Source organism: Arthrobacter woluwensis (assembly GCF_900105345.1).
GTDB lineage: Bacteria > Actinomycetota > Actinomycetes > Actinomycetales > Micrococcaceae > Arthrobacter_E > Arthrobacter_E woluwensis.
The window spans coordinates 2,603,428-2,625,653 of record NZ_FNSN01000003.1; the positions used below are offsets into that span (position 1 = coordinate 2,603,428).

General features: G+C 69.5%; 18 protein-coding genes. 7 read left to right on the top strand and 11 right to left on the bottom strand.

Annotation, left to right across the window (positions count from 1 at the left end):
• Positions 1-108 precede the first annotated feature (108 nt).
• The 7 genes from BLV63_RS12535 to BLV63_RS18945 all read left to right on the top strand — a co-directional run bounded on the left by BLV63_RS12535 (position 109) and on the right by BLV63_RS18945 (position 8,474).
• Positions 109-1,251 carry a pyridoxal-phosphate dependent enzyme gene (locus BLV63_RS12535; RefSeq protein ID WP_066215725.1) on the top strand — a complete coding sequence of 381 codons (1,143 nt, stop codon included), beginning with the start codon at positions 109-111 and terminating at the stop codon, positions 1,249-1,251.
• Entirely contained in the window at positions 1,248-2,870 is a 1,623-nt protein-coding gene (locus BLV63_RS12540; RefSeq protein WP_066215728.1) for an FAD/NAD(P)-binding protein, read from the top strand. The genes BLV63_RS12535 and BLV63_RS12540 overlap by 4 nt, the downstream gene beginning before the upstream one ends.
• Before the next feature lie 26 nt (positions 2,871-2,896).
• A complete protein-coding gene (locus BLV63_RS12545; protein WP_217640451.1) occupies positions 2,897-4,252 on the top strand; it encodes an alanine racemase in 1,356 nt (451 codons plus the stop codon).
• A gap of 769 nt (positions 4,253-5,021) precedes the next feature.
• Positions 5,022-5,678 carry a hypothetical protein gene (locus tag BLV63_RS12550; protein WP_243874775.1) on the top strand — a complete coding sequence of 219 codons (657 nt, stop codon included), beginning with the start codon at positions 5,022-5,024 and terminating at the stop codon, positions 5,676-5,678.
• 11 nt (positions 5,679-5,689) lie between these two features.
• On the top strand, positions 5,690-7,381 hold the full coding sequence (locus tag BLV63_RS18135; protein WP_066215730.1) for a LamG-like jellyroll fold domain-containing protein: 1,692 nt from the start codon (positions 5,690-5,692) through the stop codon (positions 7,379-7,381).
• Positions 7,382-7,474: 93 nt separating this feature from the next.
• Positions 7,475-8,248, top strand: a complete 774-nt coding sequence (locus tag BLV63_RS19120; protein WP_367888713.1) for an NADP-dependent oxidoreductase — start codon at positions 7,475-7,477, stop codon at positions 8,246-8,248.
• Positions 8,133-8,474 carry a zinc-binding dehydrogenase gene (locus BLV63_RS18945; RefSeq protein ID WP_367888714.1) on the top strand — a complete coding sequence of 114 codons (342 nt, stop codon included), beginning with the start codon at positions 8,133-8,135 and terminating at the stop codon, positions 8,472-8,474. The genes BLV63_RS19120 and BLV63_RS18945 overlap by 116 nt, the downstream gene beginning before the upstream one ends.
• A gap of 42 nt (positions 8,475-8,516) precedes the next feature.
• Here the strand turns inward: BLV63_RS18945 and xerD are convergent, their stop codons facing one another.
• The 11 genes from xerD to BLV63_RS12620 form a co-directional block, all read right to left on the bottom strand.
• Positions 8,517-9,539, bottom strand: a complete 1,023-nt coding sequence (gene xerD, locus BLV63_RS12570) for a site-specific tyrosine recombinase XerD (RefSeq protein WP_066215732.1) — start codon at positions 9,537-9,539, stop codon at positions 8,517-8,519.
• The gene (locus tag BLV63_RS18800) at positions 9,536-10,249 is read right to left on the bottom strand and encodes an NUDIX domain-containing protein (protein WP_066215733.1); all 714 of its coding nucleotides are present in this window, start codon (positions 10,247-10,249) and stop codon (positions 9,536-9,538) included. The genes xerD and BLV63_RS18800 overlap by 4 nt, the downstream gene beginning before the upstream one ends.
• A gap of 134 nt (positions 10,250-10,383) precedes the next feature.
• Positions 10,384-11,739 carry an acyltransferase family protein gene (locus tag BLV63_RS12580; RefSeq protein WP_066215735.1) on the bottom strand — a complete coding sequence of 452 codons (1,356 nt, stop codon included), beginning with the start codon at positions 11,737-11,739 and terminating at the stop codon, positions 10,384-10,386.
• Between the two features lie 126 nt (positions 11,740-11,865).
• A complete protein-coding gene (gene pyrG / locus BLV63_RS12585) occupies positions 11,866-13,593 on the bottom strand; it encodes a CTP synthase (protein WP_066215737.1) in 1,728 nt (575 codons plus the stop codon).
• Between the two features lie 12 nt (positions 13,594-13,605).
• On the bottom strand, positions 13,606-15,351 hold the full coding sequence (recN, locus tag BLV63_RS12590) for a DNA repair protein RecN (protein ID WP_074784285.1): 1,746 nt from the start codon (positions 15,349-15,351) through the stop codon (positions 13,606-13,608).
• Between the two features lie 49 nt (positions 15,352-15,400).
• Positions 15,401-16,429, bottom strand: a complete 1,029-nt coding sequence (locus BLV63_RS12595) for an NAD kinase (protein WP_066217473.1) — start codon at positions 16,427-16,429, stop codon at positions 15,401-15,403.
• A gap of 8 nt (positions 16,430-16,437) precedes the next feature.
• Complete coding sequence (locus BLV63_RS12600; protein ID WP_066217471.1) at positions 16,438-17,313, bottom strand: TlyA family RNA methyltransferase; 876 nt, start codon at positions 17,311-17,313, stop codon at positions 16,438-16,440.
• Complete coding sequence (locus BLV63_RS12605; RefSeq protein ID WP_066217469.1) at positions 17,310-17,531, bottom strand: hypothetical protein; 222 nt, start codon at positions 17,529-17,531, stop codon at positions 17,310-17,312. The genes BLV63_RS12600 and BLV63_RS12605 overlap by 4 nt, the downstream gene beginning before the upstream one ends.
• Positions 17,532-17,598: 67 nt before the next feature.
• Complete coding sequence (locus BLV63_RS12610) at positions 17,599-18,597, bottom strand: HAD-IIA family hydrolase (protein WP_066217468.1); 999 nt, start codon at positions 18,595-18,597, stop codon at positions 17,599-17,601.
• A 2-nt stretch (positions 18,598-18,599) separates the two neighbouring features.
• Positions 18,600-20,492: a hypothetical protein gene (locus tag BLV63_RS12615; RefSeq protein ID WP_066217467.1), complete on the bottom strand. Its 1,893-nt coding sequence runs from the start codon at positions 20,490-20,492 to the stop codon at positions 18,600-18,602.
• A gap of 244 nt (positions 20,493-20,736) precedes the next feature.
• Positions 20,737-22,125 (bottom strand): APC family permease, encoded by a 1,389-nt coding sequence (locus tag BLV63_RS12620; protein WP_066217466.1) that lies wholly within the window; start codon positions 22,123-22,125, stop codon positions 20,737-20,739.
• Positions 22,126-22,226 lie beyond the last annotated feature (101 nt).

Genomic DNA, 22,226 nt, shown 5'->3' on the forward strand with positions numbered 1-22,226 from the left:
GGACCGCCAGGTGGGGGGTTATCCTGCGCTGATCAGCGCGATAGGGTCGAATGACCAGGCTTTCCCGATCACAGCCAGGCTTCTCGATCAGGAGCCGGAGAGGGTTTGATGAACAGTCACATCGGACTACACGGATACACGACCTCGCAGCAGGAAGAGCCTGAATTCGCGGCACCTGAATGGGGTGGGCACGTCCGTGCACCGTTCGAGGACGACCACCCCGGGCTGTTCCGTATGCCGGAACCCGGTCCCGCGGCCGTCCGCCTGCATGACGCGTTCATCCCCTCGCCCCTGACCTCCCTGGACCGCCTCTTCGGGGCGCGCTCCGCGGCTCAGGTGATCGCCAAGCTGGACCTTCTGCAGGTTTCGGGCAGCACGAAGGAACGCACCGCGGCGTCCCTGCTGGCCGGGCTGATGGAACGCGGCGATCTCACGCCGGGCGGCACCGTCGTCGAATCCACCTCGGGCAACCTCGGCAGCGCCCTGGCCCGCCAGTGTGCGCTGCTCGGAGTCCGGATGGTCGCCGTCGTCGATGAGTTCGCCAACGTCGCGGCGCTGCAGGCCATGAAGGCCTACGGGGCGCGTGTGGTCCGCGTGCCGACGCCCGAGGACGGCAACCGCCTGCGCGCCCGAGTCCTCAAGGTCGCCGAACTGCTGGAGAAGATCCCCGGCGCCGTCACCACGAATCAATACGGCAACGCCGACAACGCCCGCGCCCACGATCTCACCACCATGCCCGAGTTCGTCGCCGCTCTCGGCGCACCGCCGGACCGGATGTACGTCGCGGTGAGCACCACGGGCACGCTGCTCGGATGCCAGCGGGCCATTGAACGGGCGGGATGGCCGACCGTGCTGGTCGCCGTGGACGCCGCGGGGTCGGTGCTGTTCGACGGCGAGCGCGGCGAACGCCGCCTGCCCGGCTTGGGTGCCGGATTCGTGACCGAGCTGTCCCGGCACGCGCGCCCGGAGGCAGTGCGCCGGATCTCGGAGCTCGACATGGTGAAGGGCTGCCGCATGCTCGCACGACGCGAGGGCATCCTCGCCGGCGCCTCGACGGGCGCGATCGTCGCCGCCATCGGCCAGGACCTCGAGTCGCTGGACGCCGGCACCACGGTGGGCATGCTCGTCCACGACGGCGGGCTGCCGTACCTGCCGACCGTGTACGACGACGAGTGGGTCGCGGGAAACCTGGGTGACGTCGGCGCGGTCGAGGCCGCCTTGGAGCGGGCGAACCCGTTCAGCACTCGATGACGGCGCCCCTCCCCACCCACACCACGGCCTGGTGCGACGTCCTGTTCGTCGGGGCCGGGCCCAAGGCTCTCGCGGCGGTCGCCGAGCTGGACACTCGCCTGGCCGAGCTCGGCCCGCGACCGCGCCCCCTGCGGGTCACCCTGTGCGATCCGGCCCGGCCCGGGCCCGGCGCGGTCTGGGATCCGGAGCAGCCCGCGCACCTGCGGATGAACGTGGACGCCAGGATCGTGGACCTGAGCTGCCCCGCCGTCCCGGAGTCCTACCGCGCGTGGGAACAGCGACTCTTCCCCGAAACGGCCGGCGAGACCTTTCCGCCCCGCACCCAGGTGGGTCGCTATCTCAGCTGGGCGTTTGAGCGTCTCGCAGCCTCGCCGCGCCTCGAGCTCCGGCACGGCGCGGGGCGCGTGAGCGAGGTGACGCGGGACGGGGACTACTGGCTCGTCACTGCCCGCACCCCAGCGGGGCCGGCTTCCTGGCGGGCCCCCGTCGTCGTGCTCTGCACCGGGCACGCCGACTCCGGCGGCGTGGATCACCGGCGCGTCGCCTCCGGGGAGGGCACGGATCCCTCGGCCCCGCTGACCGTGACCGGCGCCGCCCTCACGGCGATCGACGTCGTGCTGGACGTGACGGAAGGCCGCGGTGGCGCCTGGCGCCGGACCCCCGGGAACGCACTGGAGTACGTCGCGTCGGGCGCGGAGCCTCGGCTGATCACGCTGACCTCCCGTTCCGGGGAGATGATGCTGCCCAAACCGGCCACCGACCAGCGTCACGTCCTCGACGCCGTCCAGGGTGTGACCGCGGCGCTGCCCACGGGGGGTGAGCCCGACGACGCCTGGTGGATGACACTCGCCGAGGGGGCGAGCGCCGCGGCGAGGACCGCCGGCGTCGACCTCGACGCGCCTGCGCTGCTGGACCATCTGGATCATGGGACGCCGGGCGGTCCCGCAGCCGAACAATGGGTGCACGGCCTGGCACGAGCGCACGGAATGCTCGACGGCGACCCCGCCTGGTGGTGGGGCCGCGCCTGGTCCGCCGGCTATCGGGATGTCGTGCGGTCGTTGGAGCGCGGCGCGCGGACCCCTGAGCTCTGGGACCTCTGGAGACGCCGGGCGGCGCGCCTGGAGAAATGGGCGTTCGGCCCTCCCCCGGCCACCGCCGCGAAACTGCTGGCCCTGCACCAGGCCGGCCTCCTGCAGGTCCGCAGCGACGCGGGCTCCCCCGGCCTCGCCGGTTCCGAGTCCCCCGTCACCACGGTCCGCGCGGTCACGGCCGGCCCCGGCGTCCTCACCGGACCGGCCGAGACACTAGGCCCCGTTTCTGCTCACGACGACCTCTGGGCCTCTCTGCTGTCCCGTGGGGACGTGACGGTCCGCCGCGGCGAGCGCGGCGTGCTCACCCGCCCGGACGGCGTGTGCGTGACGCGGTCGGGCCACCCGTCCTCCGGTCTCGCCGCCCTTGGCCGGCCGACCGAGGACCCGGTGATCGGTCACGACACGCTCAACAGGACACTCCATCAGGACAGCGAACGCTGGTCCCGGGCGGTCGCGGAATGGGTCCTCGGAGCCCGGACCCCCATCGCCACCCTCCCCTTCCCCGATCACGAACGGAACTCACGATGACGACCTTGTGCCATGGACTCCCGCCGTTGACCGGCCGGACCGAACCCTGGATGGAACAGCTGCTCGCCGATCCGGACCGGTGTGCGGCCCTGCTGGCGGATCACGGATCGGCACTGAACCTGCTGGACTTCGGTCCGCTCCACCGCAATATCGGCGAGCTGACGCGCGCAGGCGCCGAGCTCGGTGTCGACGTCGCGGTGTTCGTCGCCCGGAAGGCCAATAAGGCGCTCTCCCTCATCCCCGCCGCTGTCGACGCCGGGGCGGGGCTCGACGTCGCGTCGTTCGCCGAGCTGCAGCAGTGCCTCGACAGGGGCGTCGACGCGGGACGGATCATCGTGACCGCCGCGGTGAAGGACACCGCTCTTCTGACCTTGGCGGTGGGTTCCGGGGTCACGGTCAGCCTCGACAATCCCGACGAGACGGCCGATGTCGAGGCCATCGCGGCGGACCTGGGGATCCGGGCCCGCGTCGCCCTTCGTCTCGCCGTGACCCACCCCGACGTCCCGCCGACCCGGTTCGGACTCACGGCCGATTCCTGGCTCGCCTTCCTGAAGGACCACGGCGAACTGCTGGACATCGAAGGACTTCACTTCCACCTCAACGGCTACGACCGAGACCACCGCGTCCTGGCCCTGGCCGAGGCGTGCAGCCTCGTCGACCGGCTCCGGGCGGCGGGACACCCGGTCGGGTACATCGACATGGGCGGCGGGATCCCCATGAGTTACCTCGACGACGAAGAGTCGTGGCGGGCTTTCTGGCAGGCGCTGGCGGCGGACACCGGTGGGGTGCTGACCTGGCGCGGCGACCGTCTCGGACTCACGGACCCCACACTGGATTGCCCGTCCGGAGCCCTCTATCCCTACTGGCAGCGCGAGACCCGCGGAGCCTGGCTGTCCGCGCTCCTGAGCACACCGGTCGATGGGACCACTCCGGCGGAACTCCTGACATCACGGGGGCTTCAGCTGCGGTGCGAGCCGGGGCGCTCCGTGCTTGACGGATGCGGCATGACGCTCGCCGAGGTCGCCTTCCGCAAGACGACGAGCGACGGCGTGCCGCTCGTCGGGCTGCGGATGAACCGGACGCAGATGCGCTCGACGTCGGCCGACGTCCTGATCGATCCGCGCTGGCTGCGCCCCTCCGGAGCCGGCGCCCCGTCCGCTCCCGGTGAGGGGTTCCTGGTCGGCGCGTACTGCATCGAGGAGGAGCTCCTCCTCCGCAGGCGGCTGGTCTTCCCCGAAGGCGTCGCGCGAGGAGACATCGCCGTGTTCCTCAACACTGCGGGGTATCTCATGCACATCCTGGAAAGCCCGTCCCACCAGCTGCCACTCGCGCAGAATCTCGTGCACCGGGACGGCGCCTGGATCCCGGATGGCGAATCCTGAGAATGACGGGACGGTGCGGCCTCGAAAATCGTTGCATTGACGATCGATCTTGAGTGTCAGTGCCGAGCTGTAGAACTGTTCGGGTCGATGGCTTGTTCGTTCTGGGACAAACCATCGCAATTCCTGTTGCTCAAGCACCGTCAGCGGCCCGGAGGCCCACGAAAACCAATGTCTCAATTCACGCGCCTGAATCCGGACGAGTCACGTCAACTGAATCATTCGTCATAGGCCTGATGCCGTGTGACCGAGAGTTTCCCCGTGGGAGAATCGCCGAATTCCCCGGAGCCCCTTTCCTTGAATCCGCGCTGCGCCGCCCCGTTCCGGCATTCCTCACCCATCTCCTCGGGAATCGGAACGCGCGAGAGAGGCCGGGAATCTCCAGCAGGAAGACAAAACACGCCAGGGCCGCATCCCCGTCCCGACCGACCATGTCGGAGGGGGTGACCTGGTCTGCTACGCCGTCGGGGCGCTCCCAGATATCCGCAACCGAAACAGAATGGGATGACAGAAAAGGCAGTCCGCGCCTCGTCCTTGCAACCCGCACTCGATGAAATCCGATAACAGAGACTTTTCGGTATTCCATGCAGCATCCTGTCGGATCCGCCCGCAATGTTAGGCCCCCTTTGATGATTGGCAGAAATAGCTGACATGCCCTTATAGTTCACACGAGTATTGTGAGAACTTTTGCCGTGCCGGGCGACTCCGCCGCAGCGCACCGCGGGTTCATTGAAGGGCCGCACGGAATGCCGCCCGTTTCTTGGAGGAAACCTTGAAGTCTGATTCGATCACCCCTGCCCGCAAGAGCCGTCTGCGCCGTAGTCTGCCCATCGTGATCGCCGGCGCCGTCGGCTCGGTCGCGCTGGCTCTCAGCATGTCGCCGACCCTGGCCGCGTTCACCGCGTCGATCACCAACAGCACCGACACCGCCGGCCTCGGCAGCCTGTCGATGCAGGAGGCGAACCAGGCCGGCACCATCCTGTGCAACAGCACCGATGGCGGCTCGATCTCCACCAACACCGCGACCTGCGCGACGATCAACAAGTACGGCGGCAACCTGGCCATGGTGCCCGGCCAGACCGTGTCGACCCAGATCACCATCAAGAACACCGGCACCGTCGCGGCGTCGGCCTTCAACCTCAGCCCGGCCGCCTGCGCGCAGAGCAACAACGGCCCGGTCAACGGCACGGCCACCGACCTGTGCTCCAAGGTGACCCTCGTGGTGACCTCCGGTTCCAGCACGATCTACAGCGGCACCCTGGCCGCCTTCAACGCACCGGTGGACATCCTGGCGAAGACCGCGGCTTCCTCCGTTCCGGCCGGCACCACGGTCCCCTTCACGTTCGCCGTGACGGTTCCCGCGGCCACGGGCAACACCTACTCCGGCCTGCAGCTGAGCCAGCCGCTGACCTGGACGTTCTCCTCCTGAGGGTCTGTCCTTTGAGCATTCTGGTTCGCAGACGCCCGGCTCTCGCCCTCTGGGGGGCGGGGGCCGGGATTCTGTTCGTCATCGGCGTCGCTGTGTTCCTCCTGAGCGGGTACCGCGTCTTCGCGGTCACCACGCCCAGCATGGGCACGACGCTGCCCGTCGGCTCCCTGGTGGTGGTCCATCCCCAGCCGGCGTACGACGTCGGGGAGATCGCGACGTTCCGCGTGGACAATCGCGTCTACACGCACCGGATCATCGCCGAGACGCCTCAGCGGCTGACCACCAAGGGTGATCTGAACGGCGCGGTCGACGGCTGGCGCGTGCCCACCGATGACGTCGTCGGCTCCGTCGTGTGGAGCAGCCGCGGACTCGGCTGGTTCGCCAGGGCCCTCCCCTGGCTGCTCATCGGTGGTCTGATCGTCGAGGTGCTCGCGCGCTCCCGCCGGGGCGACGCCGTGTGGAAGCAGAGCGTCCGGCTGGGCGGCGGCTCACTCGTCGTCGCCGCGATCTCGCTGTGGCTCCGCCCGTGGACCAATATGCAGATGCTCGGGTACCGTCCCGCCGACTCCCGCGATGGTGTGCTCATGCATGTCGTCAACACCGGACTCTTCCCCATGAGCGCCGGCGACCAGCGGCTCAGCAGCGGGCAGGACGCCGTGACCCAGGTGACGACCACGAACGCCTCGGGCCACTACGTCATCAATCCCCTGCCGGCCCTTGAGTGGTGGCAGCAGGCGCTCGTGATCGTCGTCTGTCTCGTGCCGCTGCTGGCAGCGCTCGTGATCCGGCCCGCCGTGGCCGGAGTCGCACCGGAAGGTGACGACGACGGCCAGGACTCCCGGACCCGCCGTCGCGGGGTGATCCTCCTCGCGGTCATCGCGGCACTCACGGCACTCGCCGTCGCGCTCGTCAATTCGCTGAGCACCCATGGCGCCTTCGCCGCCACGGTGCAGAACAGCACGGACACCTCCGGCACCCGCACCTTCTTCACCTGCAAGCAGGCGGAGTCGAGCCTCGGGTCCGCCTCGACCTACGGGGCGTACGCCCTGGCGGCGGGTGCGGCACGAAGCGAGAGCGACTTCTCCGGCAGTGGCCGTACTGCCACATACCTGATCACGCCCACGACGACGTCGTCCATCGGCTGCGCGCGTGACACGCCCGCCGTCTCGGCATCCTTCGCCGGCAACCAGTGCCTGTCGATCCCCGGACTCAACGCGGGTCCGAACACCTTCTCCCTGGAGGCGTGGTTCCGGACCACCTCGACGAGCAACGGCAAGATCATCGGATTCGGCACCGCCACCAACAGCAGCGCCGACGCCAACAACGACCGCCACCTCTACCTGGACAACACCGGCCGGATCGTCTTCGGGGTGTACCCCAACGCGGTGCGGACGCTGTCCACGGCGGCGGGCAAGAGTTACGCCGACGGCGCCTGGCACCACACGGTCGCGGTGCTCTCCTCGGCCGGCATGCGGCTCTATGTGGATGGGGTGCTCGTCGGCTCCAACACCGCCGTCACCAACGGGGAGGCCTACAACGGCTACTGGAAGGTCGGCTGCGGAACGCTCGCCGGCTGGGCGAACGGCGACGGGACCGGCTACAACGGGCCATCCTACTTCACCGGTTCGATCCAGTACGCGGCCGTCTACACCACGGCGCTGACCGCGGCCCAGGTCTCCAGTCACTACGACGCCGGCCGCTAGCCGGGCGCCGGTGCGGGCCCACCGGAGCGGTGTGCGGCACGCCACGGAGGCCAGACCTTGTCCTCACCGTTTGCGGGTGCCAGGGTGGGGATCATGAGCGATACGGCATCTGACGACCAGAACGCGGGCCCCGCGACGATGAAAGCCGCCGGCCAGGAGCGCTTCGGCGGCCCCGAGGAGATCCACGAGATCACCCTCCCCCGCCCGAAGCCCGGAATCAGCGAGATCCTGGTGCGCGTCCATGCGGCGGGCATCAACCCGACCGACTGGAAGCACCGCGCGGGCCAGTCGTGGTTCCCGGAGCCCTCGGTGCCGCTGGGCTGGGACGTCTCCGGTGTCGTCGAAGCCGTGGGGCTCGGCTCCACGCTGTTCGAACCCGGCGATGAGGTGTTCGGCATGCTGCCCTACCCGCACGGCGTCGGGTCCCACGCCGAATACGTCGTCGGCCCCACTCGCGCGTTCGTGCGCAAGCCCGCGGAGATCGACCACATCCAGGCCGGCGCGCTTCCTCTCGCCGCGCTCACGGCGTGGCAGGCGCTGGTCGACACGGCCGGCGTCGCGCCCGGTGACAGGGTGCTGATCCATGCCGCGGCAGGTGGGGTGGGCCACTTGGCGGTGCAGATCGCCAAGGCCCGCGGCGCCTACGTGATCGGCACGGCGAGCGCCCCCCAAGCACGGACTCCTGCGCGAGCTGGGCGCCGACGAGACCATCGACTACCGCGAGACCGACTTCGCCGAAGCCGTCCACGACGTGGACGTCGTGCTCGACACGATCGGCGGCGACTACCAGCTGCGGTCACTCCGGACTCTGCGACCTGGAGGAATCCTCGTCTCCACCCTGCCGCGACCTGCGAAAGGACTGCGTGAGGAGGCCGACCGTCTCGGCGTGCGCGTCAAGCTCATCCTCGTGGAAGCCGACCATGCCGGCATGCAGGCGATCGCTGATCTGGCGGCCGAGGGCGCACTGAAGGCCACGATCGCCGGCACCTTCCCCCTCGCGGAGGCTGCCAAGGCCCACGAGGCCGGGGAAACGGACCACACCACCGGCAAGCTCGTCATCGTCATGGACGAGGGCAGGGGCTCCGGGGACTGAGCCGGGAGGTCCGCCGCAACACCCGCGGCGCTCGGCGATCCGTCAGCCGAGTGCGCGGGGGTGGGCTGCCGCGTACACCTCACGCAAGGTGTCGGCGGTGACCAGGGTGTAGATCTGCGTGGTGGTGACGGACGCGTGGCCGAGGAGTTCCTGGACCACGCGCACGTCCGCGCCTCCCTCGAGCAGGTGGGTGGCGAAGGAGTGCCGGAGCGTGTGGGGCGAGATGTCGCGCTCGATGCCGGCTCGTTCCGCGGCGGCCTTCAGGATCGCCCAGGCACTCTGCCTGCTGATCCTGCTCCCCCGCACGTTCAGGAACAGGGCGGGCGTGCCCTTGCCTTTCGCCGCGAGAACGGGCCGTCCGCGCACCAGGTACGCCTCGAGCGCCCGGGCCGCGTAACTGCCCAAGGGCACGACCCGCTCCTTCGAGCCTTTGCCGAAGAGCCGCACCAGAGCCGGGCCGTCCGATTCCTCGCCCGCGAGCGCCAGATCATCCACATCCAGCCCGACGGCCTCGCTGATCCGGGCGCCGGTGGAGTACAGGAATTCCAGCAGGGCCGCATCCCGAAGCCCGGCGGGCGTGTCGGTGACGGCGGCGTCGAGGATGCGTTCGACCTCCGAGAACGGGATCGCCTTCGGCAGCCGCTTACCGGGCATGGGCGGGCGGACCTCATGGGCGGGATCGTTCACGGTGAGCCCCTCGAGAGCCCAGAACTTGTGGAGGCCCCGGACCGCGACGATGGTCCGCGCCGCCGACCTGACGCCGAGCGCCGTGCCGCCGTCCGCGCCGTCGTGCAGGGCCTGGGCGAAGGCACTCACATCTCCGCGCTCGATGGCCTGAGGCTCGGCCAGGCCCTCGCCTGCCAGGAACCGGGCGTAGCGGTTGAGGTCGCGCTCATAGGACTGCAGGGTGTTCTGCGCGAGGCCGCGTTCCACGGAGAGATGCTGGAGATACTGCCGGATGGCGCGCTCGACGGCGGTCGCCGGCGTCGTCTGTTTCGCGGCCGCCTCGACGGCGGCCGTCCCCGGGCCCGCCGCCGTCTCAGGGCCGGCGCTCGGGGCGCTCACCGGAAGTGGGGATGCGCGGTCCAGGACGCCTCGGCGGGACGGAGCCCGGCTCGGCGCAGCGCATCCCCCGTCAGCTCCCCTCCGCTCCGGGACACGGCAGCCTGCAAGGCCAGCACCCCGACCACGGTCGACACGTTGTGGATATCGCCCGCCAGGATCGCGGAGACCGCCTCGTCCAGGGAGACCCAGGCGTATTCGAACTCGGATTCCTCGTCTGTGCGCACGTGGCGGTCCGCCTCGGGCACCGGGCTGAGGCCGGTGGCCACGAACACGCGCAGCGCCTCCGAGGAGCCGCCCGGGGAGTTGAAGAAGTCCACGAGCACGTGCCATTCGGCGGCGCGGAGGTCCGCCTCCTCGGCCAGTTCGCGGGCGGCGGCGTCCAGCGGCGGTTCGTCCTCGACGTCCAGCAGGCCTGCGGGCACCTCCCAGAGGTCCATGCCGACGGGATGACGGTACTGCTTCAGCAGAAGGATCCGGCCCTTCTCGTCGACCGGGATGATCGCCACGGCTCCGGTGTGGTCGACGTAATCGCGCACCATGGTCGGCCCGCCGTCGGCGAGGGAGAAGCTGTCCGAGACGACGTCCCAGATCCGGCCCGAGAACACCGTCTTCCGCTCCGCGAGAGGGCGGGTGTGGACGGCGTCGGCCAGCGGGGTGCCGGGGTTTCCATCCTGCTGTCCGTGCTGTTCAGCGCCGGGTGACTGGGTCATGCTTCTCCTTCGCTCACCGGGGACGGCGAGTGGCGCATCCCCACTATCGACAATAGCCTCGCCGCGGCTCGGCGTCGGTGATTGAACGGCGGGAAGTCTCCGTCCGGGCCCGGCGGGAGCGTCCGGTGGCCGGCTCAGGCAGCGACGCTGCCCGCCGTCGTCGGGCGCGATGCTTCCGCACTCCCCCGCGGAACGATCAGCAGGAGCGACGCCGCCGTGCACAGCACCGCGCCGATGGCGAGCGGCAGGTCCAGACCGTAGGCGGAGATGCCGATCGACGGGAGGACGAAGAGCACGACGGCGGCGACGGTCGCCGCAGAGCTGACACGACTGCCGGCCGGCTCCGGCACCGGCCGCTCGAGCCGCGCCGTCCCAAGCGAGATCACCCAGACCACGGCGAAGACGGCCACCATGAGGAGCGGCCGGGTCAGCCACCACGCGGTCGAACCGGGGGCCGGCATGGGCAGCGGCAGGAGGAGCTGGATCCCGGTGAGGACGACGATCGCCGTGACGTGCCACAGATAGATGGTCATGAGACGGGAGCCGGCGGCGAACACCACGGCCTGCAGCCAGCGCAGCCGCATGAGAGCGGTGAGCGGTCGGCGCAGCAGCGTGAAGAGCGCGGCTTGGATGGGCGCGAGGACGGCGATCGGGGTGGTCGGCGGCCACTGATTGCTCAGCATGCTCGTGGAATAGGAGCCGAAGCCCACCAGGGCTCCGATGGCGAGGAAACCGAGGGCCACCACGCCGAGCAGCTGCCACCAGCTGAGACGGGAGAACCAGCCGTCCTTGAGGCAGAATCCGATCTGCTGCGCGAACAGCCAGACGAAGGCGACATTGGGGATGCCGAACAGCTCGTCCCCCGTGCCATAGCCGTTGAGATCGATCTTGCCGAGTCCGAGCGCCCAGATGCCGACCACCAGGCGGATGATGTCGACCAGCAGCGCCGCCGCGAGGAGCACACTCAGGGTGCGCCACGGAGCACGTTCGTGCCAGCGGATCATCCACGGAGCCAGCGACTGCACCAGGAGATAGGCCCCGAGGAACCAGAGGACCGAGCCGACGGGGATTTCCACCGCACTCACGAGCGCCGGGTCCAGACCGATCACCTTGACCACGAGAAGCGCCACGGCGAGGAAGCAGTAGAGCGGGAGCGCGGGACGGGCCAGGCGTGCCAAACGGGATCGGACGAAACGGCCTGGGCTCTCTCCTCGGGCCTGCGCGGACTCCCACCCCGTCTTGGCCGCGAACCCGCCCACCACGAAGAAGAGCGGCATGATCTCCGCGACCCAGGACACCGGGGCCACCCAGCGCGATCCGGTCACCGGGCTGTCGATGAGCGGCGAGCCGTCCGGGTTGCGCCCCACCCCCACGAGGACGAGATGCACGAAGACGACCACCAGGACACAGGCCACCCGGGCGAGGTCCAGGGTGAGATCGCGCCCGGCGGGGATCGCGGGCCGGGTTGCGGGAACGTGAGGCTGACTCATGGCCCCAGCCTAATAGTCCAGTCGTTGGATTAACAAGTGCTTCAGCCGGACATGACGAAGGGCGGGTGGCCCGGTCGGTCTGACCGGGCCACCCGCCCTTCGCGGAAACCCTGCTGAGGTGGCGCCTTACTTGGCGGCGGTCTCCAGCGCACCGGAGTGGACCAGAGCGGCCTGCACCAGACCCGCGAAGAGCGGGTGCGGGCGGGTCGGGCGGGAGCTCAGCTCCGGGTGGGCCTGGGTGGCCACGTAGTACGGGTGGACATCGCGCGGAAGCTCGACGAACTCCACGAGCTTGCCGTCCGGGGACGTGCCGGAGAACACCAGGCCGGCGTCGGCGATCTGCGGACGGAACTTGTTGTTCACCTCGTAGCGGTGACGGTGACGCTCGCCCACCTCGGTGGCGCCGTAGGTCTCCGCGACCACGGAACCCTCGGTCAGCACGGCCGGGTAGAGGCCCAGGCGCATGGTGCCGCCCAGATCGCCCTTGCCGTCCACGATGTCGATCTGCTCTTCCATCGTGGCGATGACCGGGTACTTGGAATCCGGCTCGAACTCCGAGGAGGACGCGCCTCCCAGGCCGACCACGTTGCGGGCGTACTCGATGACCATGCACTGCAGGCCCAGGCACAGGCCCAGAGCCGGCAGACCGGACTCACGGGCGAACTTGAGCGCGCCGAGCTTGCCTTCCAGGCCACGGATACCGAAGCCGCCCGGAACACAGATGGCGTCGACGCCGGCCAGCGCGGCCTTCGCGCCGGCCTCGGTCTCGCAGGTGTCCGAGGGGACCCAGCGGATCTTGACCTTGGCGTTGTTGGCGAAACCGCCGGCACGCAAGGCCTCGGTCACGGACAGGTAGGCGTCCGGCAGGTCGATGTACTTGCCGACCAGGGCGATCTCGACCTCGTGGCGCGGGTTGTGGACCGCTTCGAGCAGCTTGTCCCACTTGCTCCAGTCCACGTCCTTGAACGGGAGGTCCAGTGCACGCACGATGTAGGAGTCCAGACCCTGGGCGTGCAGGGTCTTGGGGATGTCGTAGATGCTGGGGGCGTCCGCGGCGTTGACGACGGCGTCGCTGTCCACGTCACACATGCGGCCGATCTTCTCGCGCATGGCCTCCGGCACCTCGCGGTCGGAGCGGATCACGATGGCCTCGGGCTGGATGCCGATGGAGCGCAGCGCGGCCACGGAGTGCTGCGTCGGCTTGGTCTTCAGTTCCTGAGACGGGCCGATGTATGGGACCAGGGAGACGTGCAGGAAGAAGACGTTGCCCCGTCCGACGTCCTGGCGGACCTGACGGGCGGCCTCGAGGAACGGCTGGGATTCGATGTCGCCGACGGTGCCGCCGATCTCGGTGATGATGACATCAGGGACCTCATGCCCGGCCGTCGGCTCGGCGGGCAGGCGCATGCGGCGCTTGATCTCGTCCGTGATGTGAGGGATGACCTGCACCGTGTCGCCGAGGTATTCGCCGCGGCGCTCCTTGGCGATGACGGTGGAGTACACCTGGCCGGTGGTCACGTTGGCGGAGCCGTCCAGATTCTCATCCAGGAAGCGCTCATAGTGTCCGATGTCCAGATCGGTCTCGGCGCCGTCGTCGGTGACGAAGACTTCGCCGTGCTGGAACGGATTCATCGTTCCAGGATCGACATTCAGATAGGGATCGAGCTTCTGCATGGTGACCGAAAGGCCACGAGCCCGGAGAAGATGACCCAGACTTGAAGCAGTCAGGCCCTTGCCGAGGGAGGAAGCCACACCACCGGTCACGAAGATCTGTTTGGTGATCTTGCCGGAGTCCTGGAAGCGGGAATTTACACGGGAATTGGATCGCTGCACCACGGAGTTCAAGCCTATCACCCTTTGTCTTTCTCAGGCCATGGTCGATGCTGTGAACTGCCGCGCATCGTCCAGAAGTTCCTGCGCGTGAGCACGCGCGGATTCGGATTCCTCCTGACCCGCGAGCATGCGGGCCAGTTCCACCACACGGGCATCAGCATCGAGCACTTCCACATCGCTCGAGGTGAAGCCGCTGTCCAGGCCTCCGTCGGCGCCCCGGACACTGTTCTTGATCACGCGCACATGCTGGTGGGCGAAGGCCGCCACCTGGGGCAGGTGGGTGACCACCAGCACCTGGACGTGACGGGCGAGCATCGCCAGCCTCCGTCCGATCTCGACGGCGGCACGCCCGCCCACCCCGGCGTCCACCTCGTCGAAGACGAACGTGGGCACCGGGTCGACTTCCGCGAGCACCACCTCGATGGCGAGCATGACCCGGGAGAGTTCACCGCCGGACGCGCCCTTGCCGACAGGCCGCGCCGGAGCCCCGGCGTGGGGCTGCAGAAGGATCGCGATCTGGTCCTGGCCGTGGGGGCCCGGTTCCGGCGCCTCCTCGACCTGGACGTGCAGCCGGGCATCCTTCATGGCCAGCGCGGCGAGTTCCGCGCTGACACGCTCGGCGAGCTCACCGGCGGCCCTGACGCGGAGCTCGTGGAGTTCGGCCGCCAACTGAGCCAGCTCGGCCCTCCGGCCTTCCACCTGGGCCTGCAGAGCCTCGATGCGCTCGGTGTCCCCCTGGAGCTCCTCCAGCCGGACGCGGGACGTCTCGGCCCATTCCAGGACCTCGTCGATGCTGGGCGCGTATTTCCGCACCAGCTTGGAGAGCTCGGCACGCCGGGCCTCCAACGCCGCGAGGTGCTCCGGGCCTTCGGTCTCCAGCCCGGCCGAGTAGTGCGCGAGTTCCGAGGCGATGTCCTCCAGAACCACGGCGGTCTCCGCGACGCGCGAGGCGAGGGCTTCCAGCGTCGCGTCGTGCTGGGACACCTGTTCCAGAGTCCGCTGCGCGGCGGTGAGCAGCTGCAGCGCGTCACCGGTTTCGGAGTAGTCGTCGCCGCTGAGGACGCCCTGCGCGGTCCCCGCCGCGATCCGCAGCTGCTCCACATGGGCGAGTTTGACCGACTCGGCCTTGAGCCGTTCGTCCTCCCCCGGTTCGGGGGCGACGGCGTCGATCTCGGTGAGAGCGGCGTCGAGCGATTCCGCCTCGCGCAGCCGTTCCCGCTCCGCGGCCTGCAGCTCGGCGAGTTCCTTCTCGGCCGCGCGGTACGCCTGATAGCAGTCCTGGTACGCGGTCAGCGCCTTCCCGAGCGCCGGGCCGCCGAACTTGTCGAGGGCTTCCCGTTGCGCAGCGGAGCTCTTCAGCCGGATCTGGTCCGTCTGGCCGTGGATCACGAGCAGACGCTCCCCCACTTCGGCCAGAGCCCCGACGGGGGCGGAGCGCCCACCCAGGTAGGCCCGCGACCGGCCCTCCATGCTGACGCTGCGCGCCAGGAGCAACTCGGCGCCCTGGTCACTGGTCTCGACCTCGGCACCGGCTTCCTCAGCCCGCTCCAGGGCCGCATGACCTTCCGGCAGCAGAGCCGTCGCCTCAACACTGGCGGCCTTGGCGCCCACCCGCACCGCGCCGGCGTCGGCCCGGGCGCCCAGCAGCAGCCCGACGGCGGTGACCACCATGGTCTTGCCGGCGCCGGTCTCGCCGGTCACCACGCTGAGCCCGGGGCCCAGCGGGAGCCTCGCTTCCGTGATGACGCCGAGGTCCCTGATGCGGATTTCTTCAATCATGCTGTGCTTTCGTCTCGTCTCCCCTGCGCGGCCGGCCTGTCGGCGCGGTTCACAGGTGTTTCGGGCTGGGCACCGGGGTGCTGTTCTGTGATTCGTCCTGCCCGCCGGGGACGGGACGGTCGAGGACGGACTGGTCGACCATCGGGACCTGTCCCGTGGCCACGGGGTGGACCTGATGCATGGGGCCACGCCAGCCGCTCGTGGGCAGTTCGAACTTGCTCACCAGCCGTGCGGAGAACGGCGTCTGATGGGTCCGGGCCAGACGGACCGGGGTGTCCGAACGGGTGACCTCGATACGGGCGCCCGGGGGGAGGTCCAGAGAACGCCGGCCGTCACACCAGATGACACCGTGGGCGTCGGTACGGGTGAGCACCTCGACCGCCAGACGCGACCGCGGCGACACCACGAGAGGCTTCGCGAAGAGCGCGTGGGCGCTGATGGGGACCATGAGGAGCGCTTCCACCTCGGGCCACACCACAGGGCCGCCCGCGGAGAACGCGTACGCCGTGGAGCCCGTGGGGGTCGCCATGACCACGCCGTCGCAGCCGAAGGACGTCAGGGGGCGTTCGTCCACTTCCATGACGACTTCGAGCATCCGCTCGCGATTGCCCTTCTCCAGCGACACCTCGTTGAGCGCCCAGGTGTGCCAGATGCGCCGGCCCTTGACCCAGACCTGCACGTCGATGGTCATCCGCTCCTCGACCACGTAGTCCTTGCGCGCGATCCACCGGACGGTGTCCTTCAGGTCCGCCCGCTCGCTTTCGGCCAGGAATCCGACGTGGCCCAGATTGACGCCGAGCAACGGGATGTTGATCTCCCGCACCATCTCGGCGGCGCGCAGGATGGTGCCATCGCCGCCCAGCACCATGCCGAGTTCGATCCCGTCCAGCTCGCAGTCCTGTCCCAGGATCTCGGTGGGCGTGTCCCGGTCCCCGAAGTAGTCCTCCATGTCCTGGCGCTCGGCAGGATTCATGACGGGGATCAGGCCACTGGACGTCAGTTCCAGGCAGGCTTCGCGGGCAGCCTTGAGGGACTCTTCGCGCCCCGTGTGGGCGAAGACGAGGATCCGCCGGCTCATACCCGCTCCTAGTGGTTCGGCCCGGCCTGGTGCGCCGGCCAGATGGTCGTGAGGAGTTCCGCCACCGTCACTCCGGTCCAGGCCGGAGCGGTGACATCACCTGGGTCGATCTTAGGCATGTCGCTTCCGGCAGGCACAGCATCCGAGCCGTCCGGGCGTGCCAGCCACAGGAAGTACTCGTGGTTCCCGTCCTGACCCGGCAGAGGGCTTTCGGCCAGACCACGGAGCACCAGGCCGGCGTCGACGGCGCTCTGCGCCACTCGGCCCACGGCTTCGCGGCGCTGCTCCGTGCTGGTCACCACCCCCGTGCGGGACAGACGTTCCCGTCCGACCTCGAACTGGGGCTTGACCATGAGGACCAGCTCGCCGCCCGGCGAGGTGCACGCGGCGAGGGGCTTCATGACGAGGGTCAGCGAGATGAACGACAGATCGGCGACGGTGAGGGCGGCTTCTCCCCCGATGTCCGCGGCCTGGAGGTACCGCACGTTCACGCCCTCGAAGACCTGCACGCGAGGATCCTGCCGCAGTTCCTCGACCAATTGGTCATGGCCGACGTCGACGGCGGCGACCTCCCGGGCGCCCGCCCTCAGGAGGACGTCCGTGAACCCGCCGGTCGAGGCGCCGGCGTCCAGGCACCTCTTGCCGGTGACCGAGACCTCCGGAAAGGCGTCGAGGGCGCCGCGCAGTTTGTGGCCGGCACGCGAGACGAACTCCGTGATGCCGCTCTCCGCGACTCTCAGCTCGGTCGCCTCCGTCACACTCACCGAGGCCTTCGCCAGCACCTGACCGGCGCTGCTGACGAGTCCCGCGGCGATGAGGCGCGCCGCCTCCGTGCGGGAACGGGCCAGACCGCGGCGGGTGAGTTCCTGATCGAGCCGGGTCATCGCGGCTGGATCCCGGGCACCAGAGGGCCGTCCAGCAGGGAACCCAGGGCGTCGTGGATGCGGTCCAGCCCGGCGGGGTGCTCCTCCAAGGGGGCGTCCTCCAGTTCCTCCAGGGCCGAGAGCACCTGGGCCACGGCAGGGTCCTGCACAGGGCCCATCCCGTCGGCGCTCGTCCCGTCGTCGGCGTGCTCATCCACGGTGATCTCCTCGGCATCCATCAGTCCCCATCGTAACGAGGTCAGGGGTCACGGCGTCACGTCATGCGGCCACCGGCGGCCCGGCACCTCAGCGAGTCCGCCAGACCAGCCCGGGGGCGGTGGCGGCCTCCGTCTCGGGCACGGCCGACCACCAGGCGGCACAGGCGGCACGCCAGCCGTCCAGCGAGTCCTCCTCGGCGGTGACCACCACGCGGTCTCCCTCCACGACGGCGGTCGCCTCGCCGACGCGCCACACGCCGTCGTCGTGCACCGTCTCCGGGTACGGGCGGTACAGCGCCCCCAGCTCCGCGATCAGGTGGGTGGGACGCTCCAGAGTGAGGGCGTTCAGCGCGTCCCGCGCCGTGTTGACCCCGGTCAGCACCTGGATCGTGGCGAAGCCCGCGCGGTTGCCGCCCAGGATGTCCGTGTCGAGGCGATCGCCGACGACGGCGGGCCGCGAGGACGACAGCCGGGCGGCGGCCGCGTGGAACAGCGGGACCTCCGGCTTGCCCGCCACGACCGGCGTCACGCCCGTCGCGGCCTGCACGGCGGCGACCAGGGTTCCGTTCCCCGGAGCGATGCCGCGGGCCTGCGGAATGGACAGATCCGTGTTGGTCGCGACCCAGAGGATGCCCGTGGCGACGGCGTAGGACGCTTCCGCGAGATCCTTCCAGCCGAGCCCGGGGTCGAAGCCCTGGACCACGGCGTGTGGCTCGTCCGTGGCCTTCCAGACCGGTTCGAGGCCTGCCTCCGAGACTTCCGCGGCGAGCGCCGTGCTGCCCGTGATGAGAACCCGGGAGCCCGGCGCCAGACGTTCCGCGAGCAGCCGGGCGGCCGCCTGCGGGGAGGTGACGATCTGTTCCGCTGTGGCCGGAGCGCCGAGCTCCCGCAGGTGCTCAGCAACCTGCTCTGGGGAGCGGGAGGCGTTGTTGGTCACATACGCCAGCCCCACCCCCCGGTCCGCGAGACCGGACAGCGCTTCGACGGCGCCCGGGATCGCGGACGGTCCGGCGTAGACCACACCGTCCAGATCCGAGAGGATCGCGTCGAAGCGGTCGACCAGTGCGGAAGTGCTCGGCAGGATCATGCTCAGCGGTCCTGGGACTCGCCCTCGGAACCGTTGTCCGGCTCCTCGGCGGAATCGTCCTCGGTGCCCGCGGGTGCGGGCTGCTCGACCAGACCGTCGGCTTCGTCGACGAAGACCTCGGTCTCGTCGTCGGAGGCAGCGCCGTCGTCCTCGGAGCCGGTCTCCGGGGCGTCGTCGGATGCAGCGTCGTCGTCGGAGGCTGCGTCGTCCTCCTCGGTGGAGGCGTGGCGGCGCTCCTCTTCCTCGTCGTCGCCCACCAGATCGAAGATCTCGGGCTCCGCGAACTGACCGACGCCGAGCGCCTCCTCGGCGACGAGCGCCTGGCGGGCCCAGCGGGCGGCCTCGTCCTCACGGCCCGCGGCGACGAGAGCGTCGGCGTAGGCGCGGAACAGGCGCGGGCTGTAGGAGAAGGCCCGGTTGATGTCCAGCTGCGGGATCTCGAGCTCGGCCAGGGCGGCCGCGAAGTCGCCCTTGTCGGCCTGGGCGCCCGAGGCGACGATCGCGAGCTCGACCTTGCCCGGTGCGTCAAGATCCTGGGCGTCCTCGCTGCGGGCCAGTTCCAGCGCCTTGTCCGGACGGCCGAGGCCACGCTCGGAGTCGGCCATGAGCGGGAGGTGCACATTGGAACCGGAGATGCGGCGGAAGGTGCGGAACTCGCTGAGCGCCTCGGCGTAGTGACCAGCGGTGTACGCGGTGATGGCGACGGCTTCGCGGACGGACGCCAGACGGCCGGCGCGGCGGCTCGCGGCGAGCGCGTGCTGGTAGGCCAGCTCGGCGTCCTCCTCCAGGTAGCGTCCGGCCATCACCAGGTGCTGGGCGACGAACGTGCCATTGCGGCTTTCGAGGGAGCGGAGTTCACCGAGGGTGCCGCGGTCCAGCTCGCGCCCGGTGACGTCCTCGTCGATCTCCGGGGAGCGCTCGCGGTCCGGGCGGTTGGACGACCGCAGATCGGCCGGGTTGATCGAGCGGCCGTACGAGTCGCGCGGACCGTTGCCGGCGGCGTCACGGCGCGAGAAGGAGCGGCGGTCATCGTCGCGGCGGTTCCCGCCGCGGTCCTCCCAGCGGCGCTCTCCCCCACGGTCGTCACGACGGCGGTCGTCACGACGGTCGTCACGGTCACGCCCGTAGCCCTCACGCTGGGGGCGGTCACTGAAGGACTTGCGGTCGCCGAAGGAGCGGCGCTCACCATCACGCTGCGGGCGGTCGCCATACGGGCGACGTTCACCATCACGCTGCGGGCGGTCACCGAAGGAGCGGCGCTCACCGAACGAACCGCGGTCATCGCGGCCTCGGCCGTAGCCCTCACGCTGGGGACGGTCACCGTACGGACGACGCTCGCCATCACGCTGCGGACGGTCGCCATACGGGCGGCGGTCGCCGCGGTCCTCCCAGCGGCGCTCACCATCACGCTGGGGGCGATCGCCGAAGGGCTTGCGGTCACCGTACGGGCGCCGCTCGCCATCACGCTGCGGACGGTCACCGAAGGAGCGGCGCTCTCCGAACGAACCGCGGTCATCGCGGCGGTCGTCGCGACGCGGGCCATAGCCGTCGCGCTGCGGACGGTCACCATACGACCGACGTTCACCATCACGCTGCGGGCGATCACCGAACGGCTTGCGGTCGCCATACGGACGGCGCTCGCCATCACGCTGCGGACGGTCACCGAAGGAGCGACGCTCGCCGCGGTCCTCCCAGCGGCGCTCACCATCGCGCTGCGGACGGTCACCATACGGGCGACGCTCGCCGTCGCGCTGAGGACGGTCACCGTAGGGCTTGCGGTCGCCGAAGCCACCGCGACGCTCGCCATCCCGCGAATTGCGGTCGCCGAAAGGCTTGCGGTTGCCCTGGGGGCCGAAATTCCGGCCGCTTCGCCGGCCGCCGTCGTGCTCTGCCATGGTGGATTCCTCCTTGTGCGAGCCGACCAGCGCCGCACGCAGTCGATCTCTTCGCCTCTTTGGTTTTTCCCCGGGACTCCGCCCGGCACAATCCCTTCCATTCTAGGCGACGGGAGGGCCGTGAGCCGCGCCACTCCGCGGACGCGCGACGCCGGACACACGACTGCCGGGGCACGCTCCGCAGCATGCCCCGGCAGTCTCTCCAGCACCCTCGGAGGGAACCGTCCGGTGTCGCGTGACGACGTCAGCGAGCCGCCTGACCGAGTTCCTCGCCCGTGACTTCGGCGATCTCCTCGTCCTCCATGCGGACACTGAGCGGACGGCGGAACACCCGCGTGATGACCAGCAGGACCACGAAGCCCGCGCCGAGCCAGATGGCGCCGTACAGGCGCGCCTCGTCGGACAGGAAGTACCAGAGCACACCCGTCAGGATCATGCCGATCACCGGAAGGACCATGTTGCGGAGAAGCGCCGCCGGGCCCTTCCGGTCCTTCTTGATGAACACGAAGTACACCACCACCGTGACGTTCACGAAGGTGAACGCGATCAGTGCGCCGAAGTTGATCATGGAGGCCACGAAGTCCAGGGACAGCGGGATGGCCAGGAGCGAGACCGCGCCGACGAACAGGATGGCGTTGAACGGCGTGTGCGTCTTCGGGTGGATGAAGGAGAAGAAGCGGGAGACCACGCCCTTGCCGTTGCGGCCCATCACGTAGATCATGCGGGACACGGAGGCGTGGGAGGACAGGCTGGAGGCGACGGCGGCCGCGAACGATGCCGCGGTGAAGAGGATCTGGAAGAACTGACCGCCTACCTTCAGTGCCATCTGCGGCAGGAGCGACTCATCCGTGTTCTCGAAGCCTTCCACCGTGGGGAACGTCGCCTGACTGAACCAGGCGGCCACGAAGAACACCAGGCCGCCGATGAGCAGCGCGATGACGATCGCCCGGGGCACCGTGTTGGCGTCCTTGGCTTCCTCGGAGTACATGGTGATGGCGTCGAAGCCGATGAAGGAGAAGCACACCACGGTCGCGCCGGCGATCACCGAGCTCGTGTCCACACCGTCATGGAAGAACGGCTGCGTCGTGAACGGGGTGCCGGTGCCCGCGCCGTTCTGCATCGCGTTCCACGCCAGGACCAGGAACACGACGATCAGGACGGTGGAGAACACCACCAGAAGTCCGTTGATGCGGGACGTGCTGGTCATGCTCCAGAGGTTCAGCAGGGTGATCATCGCGACGTACAGCACCACCCAGATCCACTCCGGCACATCCGGGAAGATCGAGGTCAGGTACGTGCGGACGATCAGCGCGTTCACCAGGGGCAGGAGCAGGTAGTCCATGAGGGACGTCCAGCCGACCAGGAACCCGACGTTCGGGTGGATGGTCTCCGAGGTGTAGGTGAACGCCGAGCCGGAAGAGGGGAAGACCCGCGTCATGCGGCCGTAACTGATGGCCGTGAAGAGCAGGGCGATGAGGGCCACCAGATAGGCGGTCGGCACGACGCCGTTGGTCTCTTCGGACACGATCCCGAAGGTGTCGAAGACCGTGGTGAGCGTCATGTAGCCGACGCCGAGGCCGACGATTGACCAGAGGCCGAGCGTTCGCCTGAGGCGAGGAGTGTTCTGGGACATCTTGGGGAGACTTTCTTGTGGGGAGGCGGACGGCTCCTTGCGGAGGCCGCCCGGAGTGACCGGAAGGTTCGGCCGGACCGGCGGACCGGTCCGGGAATTCT

What these genes read in the sequence shown, in the direction of transcription:
- BLV63_RS12620 (WP_066217466.1), bottom strand. Translation starts at nt 22,125, where the DNA reads ATGTCCCAGAACACTCCTCGCCTCAGGCGAACGCTCGGCCTCTGGTCA.
- BLV63_RS12605 (WP_066217469.1), bottom strand. Translation starts at nt 17,531, where the DNA reads ATGGATGCCGAGGAGATCACCGTGGATGAGCACGCCGACGACGGGACG.
- BLV63_RS12580 (WP_066215735.1), bottom strand. Translation starts at nt 11,739, where the DNA reads ATGAGTCAGCCTCACGTTCCCGCAACCCGGCCCGCGATCCCCGCCGGG.
- BLV63_RS12615 (WP_066217467.1), bottom strand. Translation starts at nt 20,492, where the DNA reads ATGGCAGAGCACGACGGCGGCCGGCGAAGCGGCCGGAATTTCGGCCCC.
- BLV63_RS12535 (WP_066215725.1), top strand. Translation starts at nt 109, where the DNA reads ATGAACAGTCACATCGGACTACACGGATACACGACCTCGCAGCAGGAA.
- BLV63_RS18800 (WP_066215733.1), bottom strand. Translation starts at nt 10,249, where the DNA reads ATGACCCAGTCACCCGGCGCTGAACAGCACGGACAGCAGGATGGAAAC.
- BLV63_RS12610 (WP_066217468.1), bottom strand. Translation starts at nt 18,597, where the DNA reads ATGATCCTGCCGAGCACTTCCGCACTGGTCGACCGCTTCGACGCGATC.
- BLV63_RS12595 (WP_066217473.1), bottom strand. Translation starts at nt 16,429, where the DNA reads ATGAGCCGGCGGATCCTCGTCTTCGCCCACACGGGGCGCGAAGAGTCC.
- BLV63_RS19120 (WP_367888713.1), top strand. Translation starts at nt 7,475, where the DNA reads ATGAGCGATACGGCATCTGACGACCAGAACGCGGGCCCCGCGACGATG.
- BLV63_RS12600 (WP_066217471.1), bottom strand. Translation starts at nt 17,313, where the DNA reads ATGACCCGGCTCGATCAGGAACTCACCCGCCGCGGTCTGGCCCGTTCC.
- recN (WP_074784285.1), bottom strand. Translation starts at nt 15,351, where the DNA reads ATGATTGAAGAAATCCGCATCAGGGACCTCGGCGTCATCACGGAAGCG.
- BLV63_RS12540 (WP_066215728.1), top strand. Translation starts at nt 1,248, where the DNA reads ATGACGGCGCCCCTCCCCACCCACACCACGGCCTGGTGCGACGTCCTG.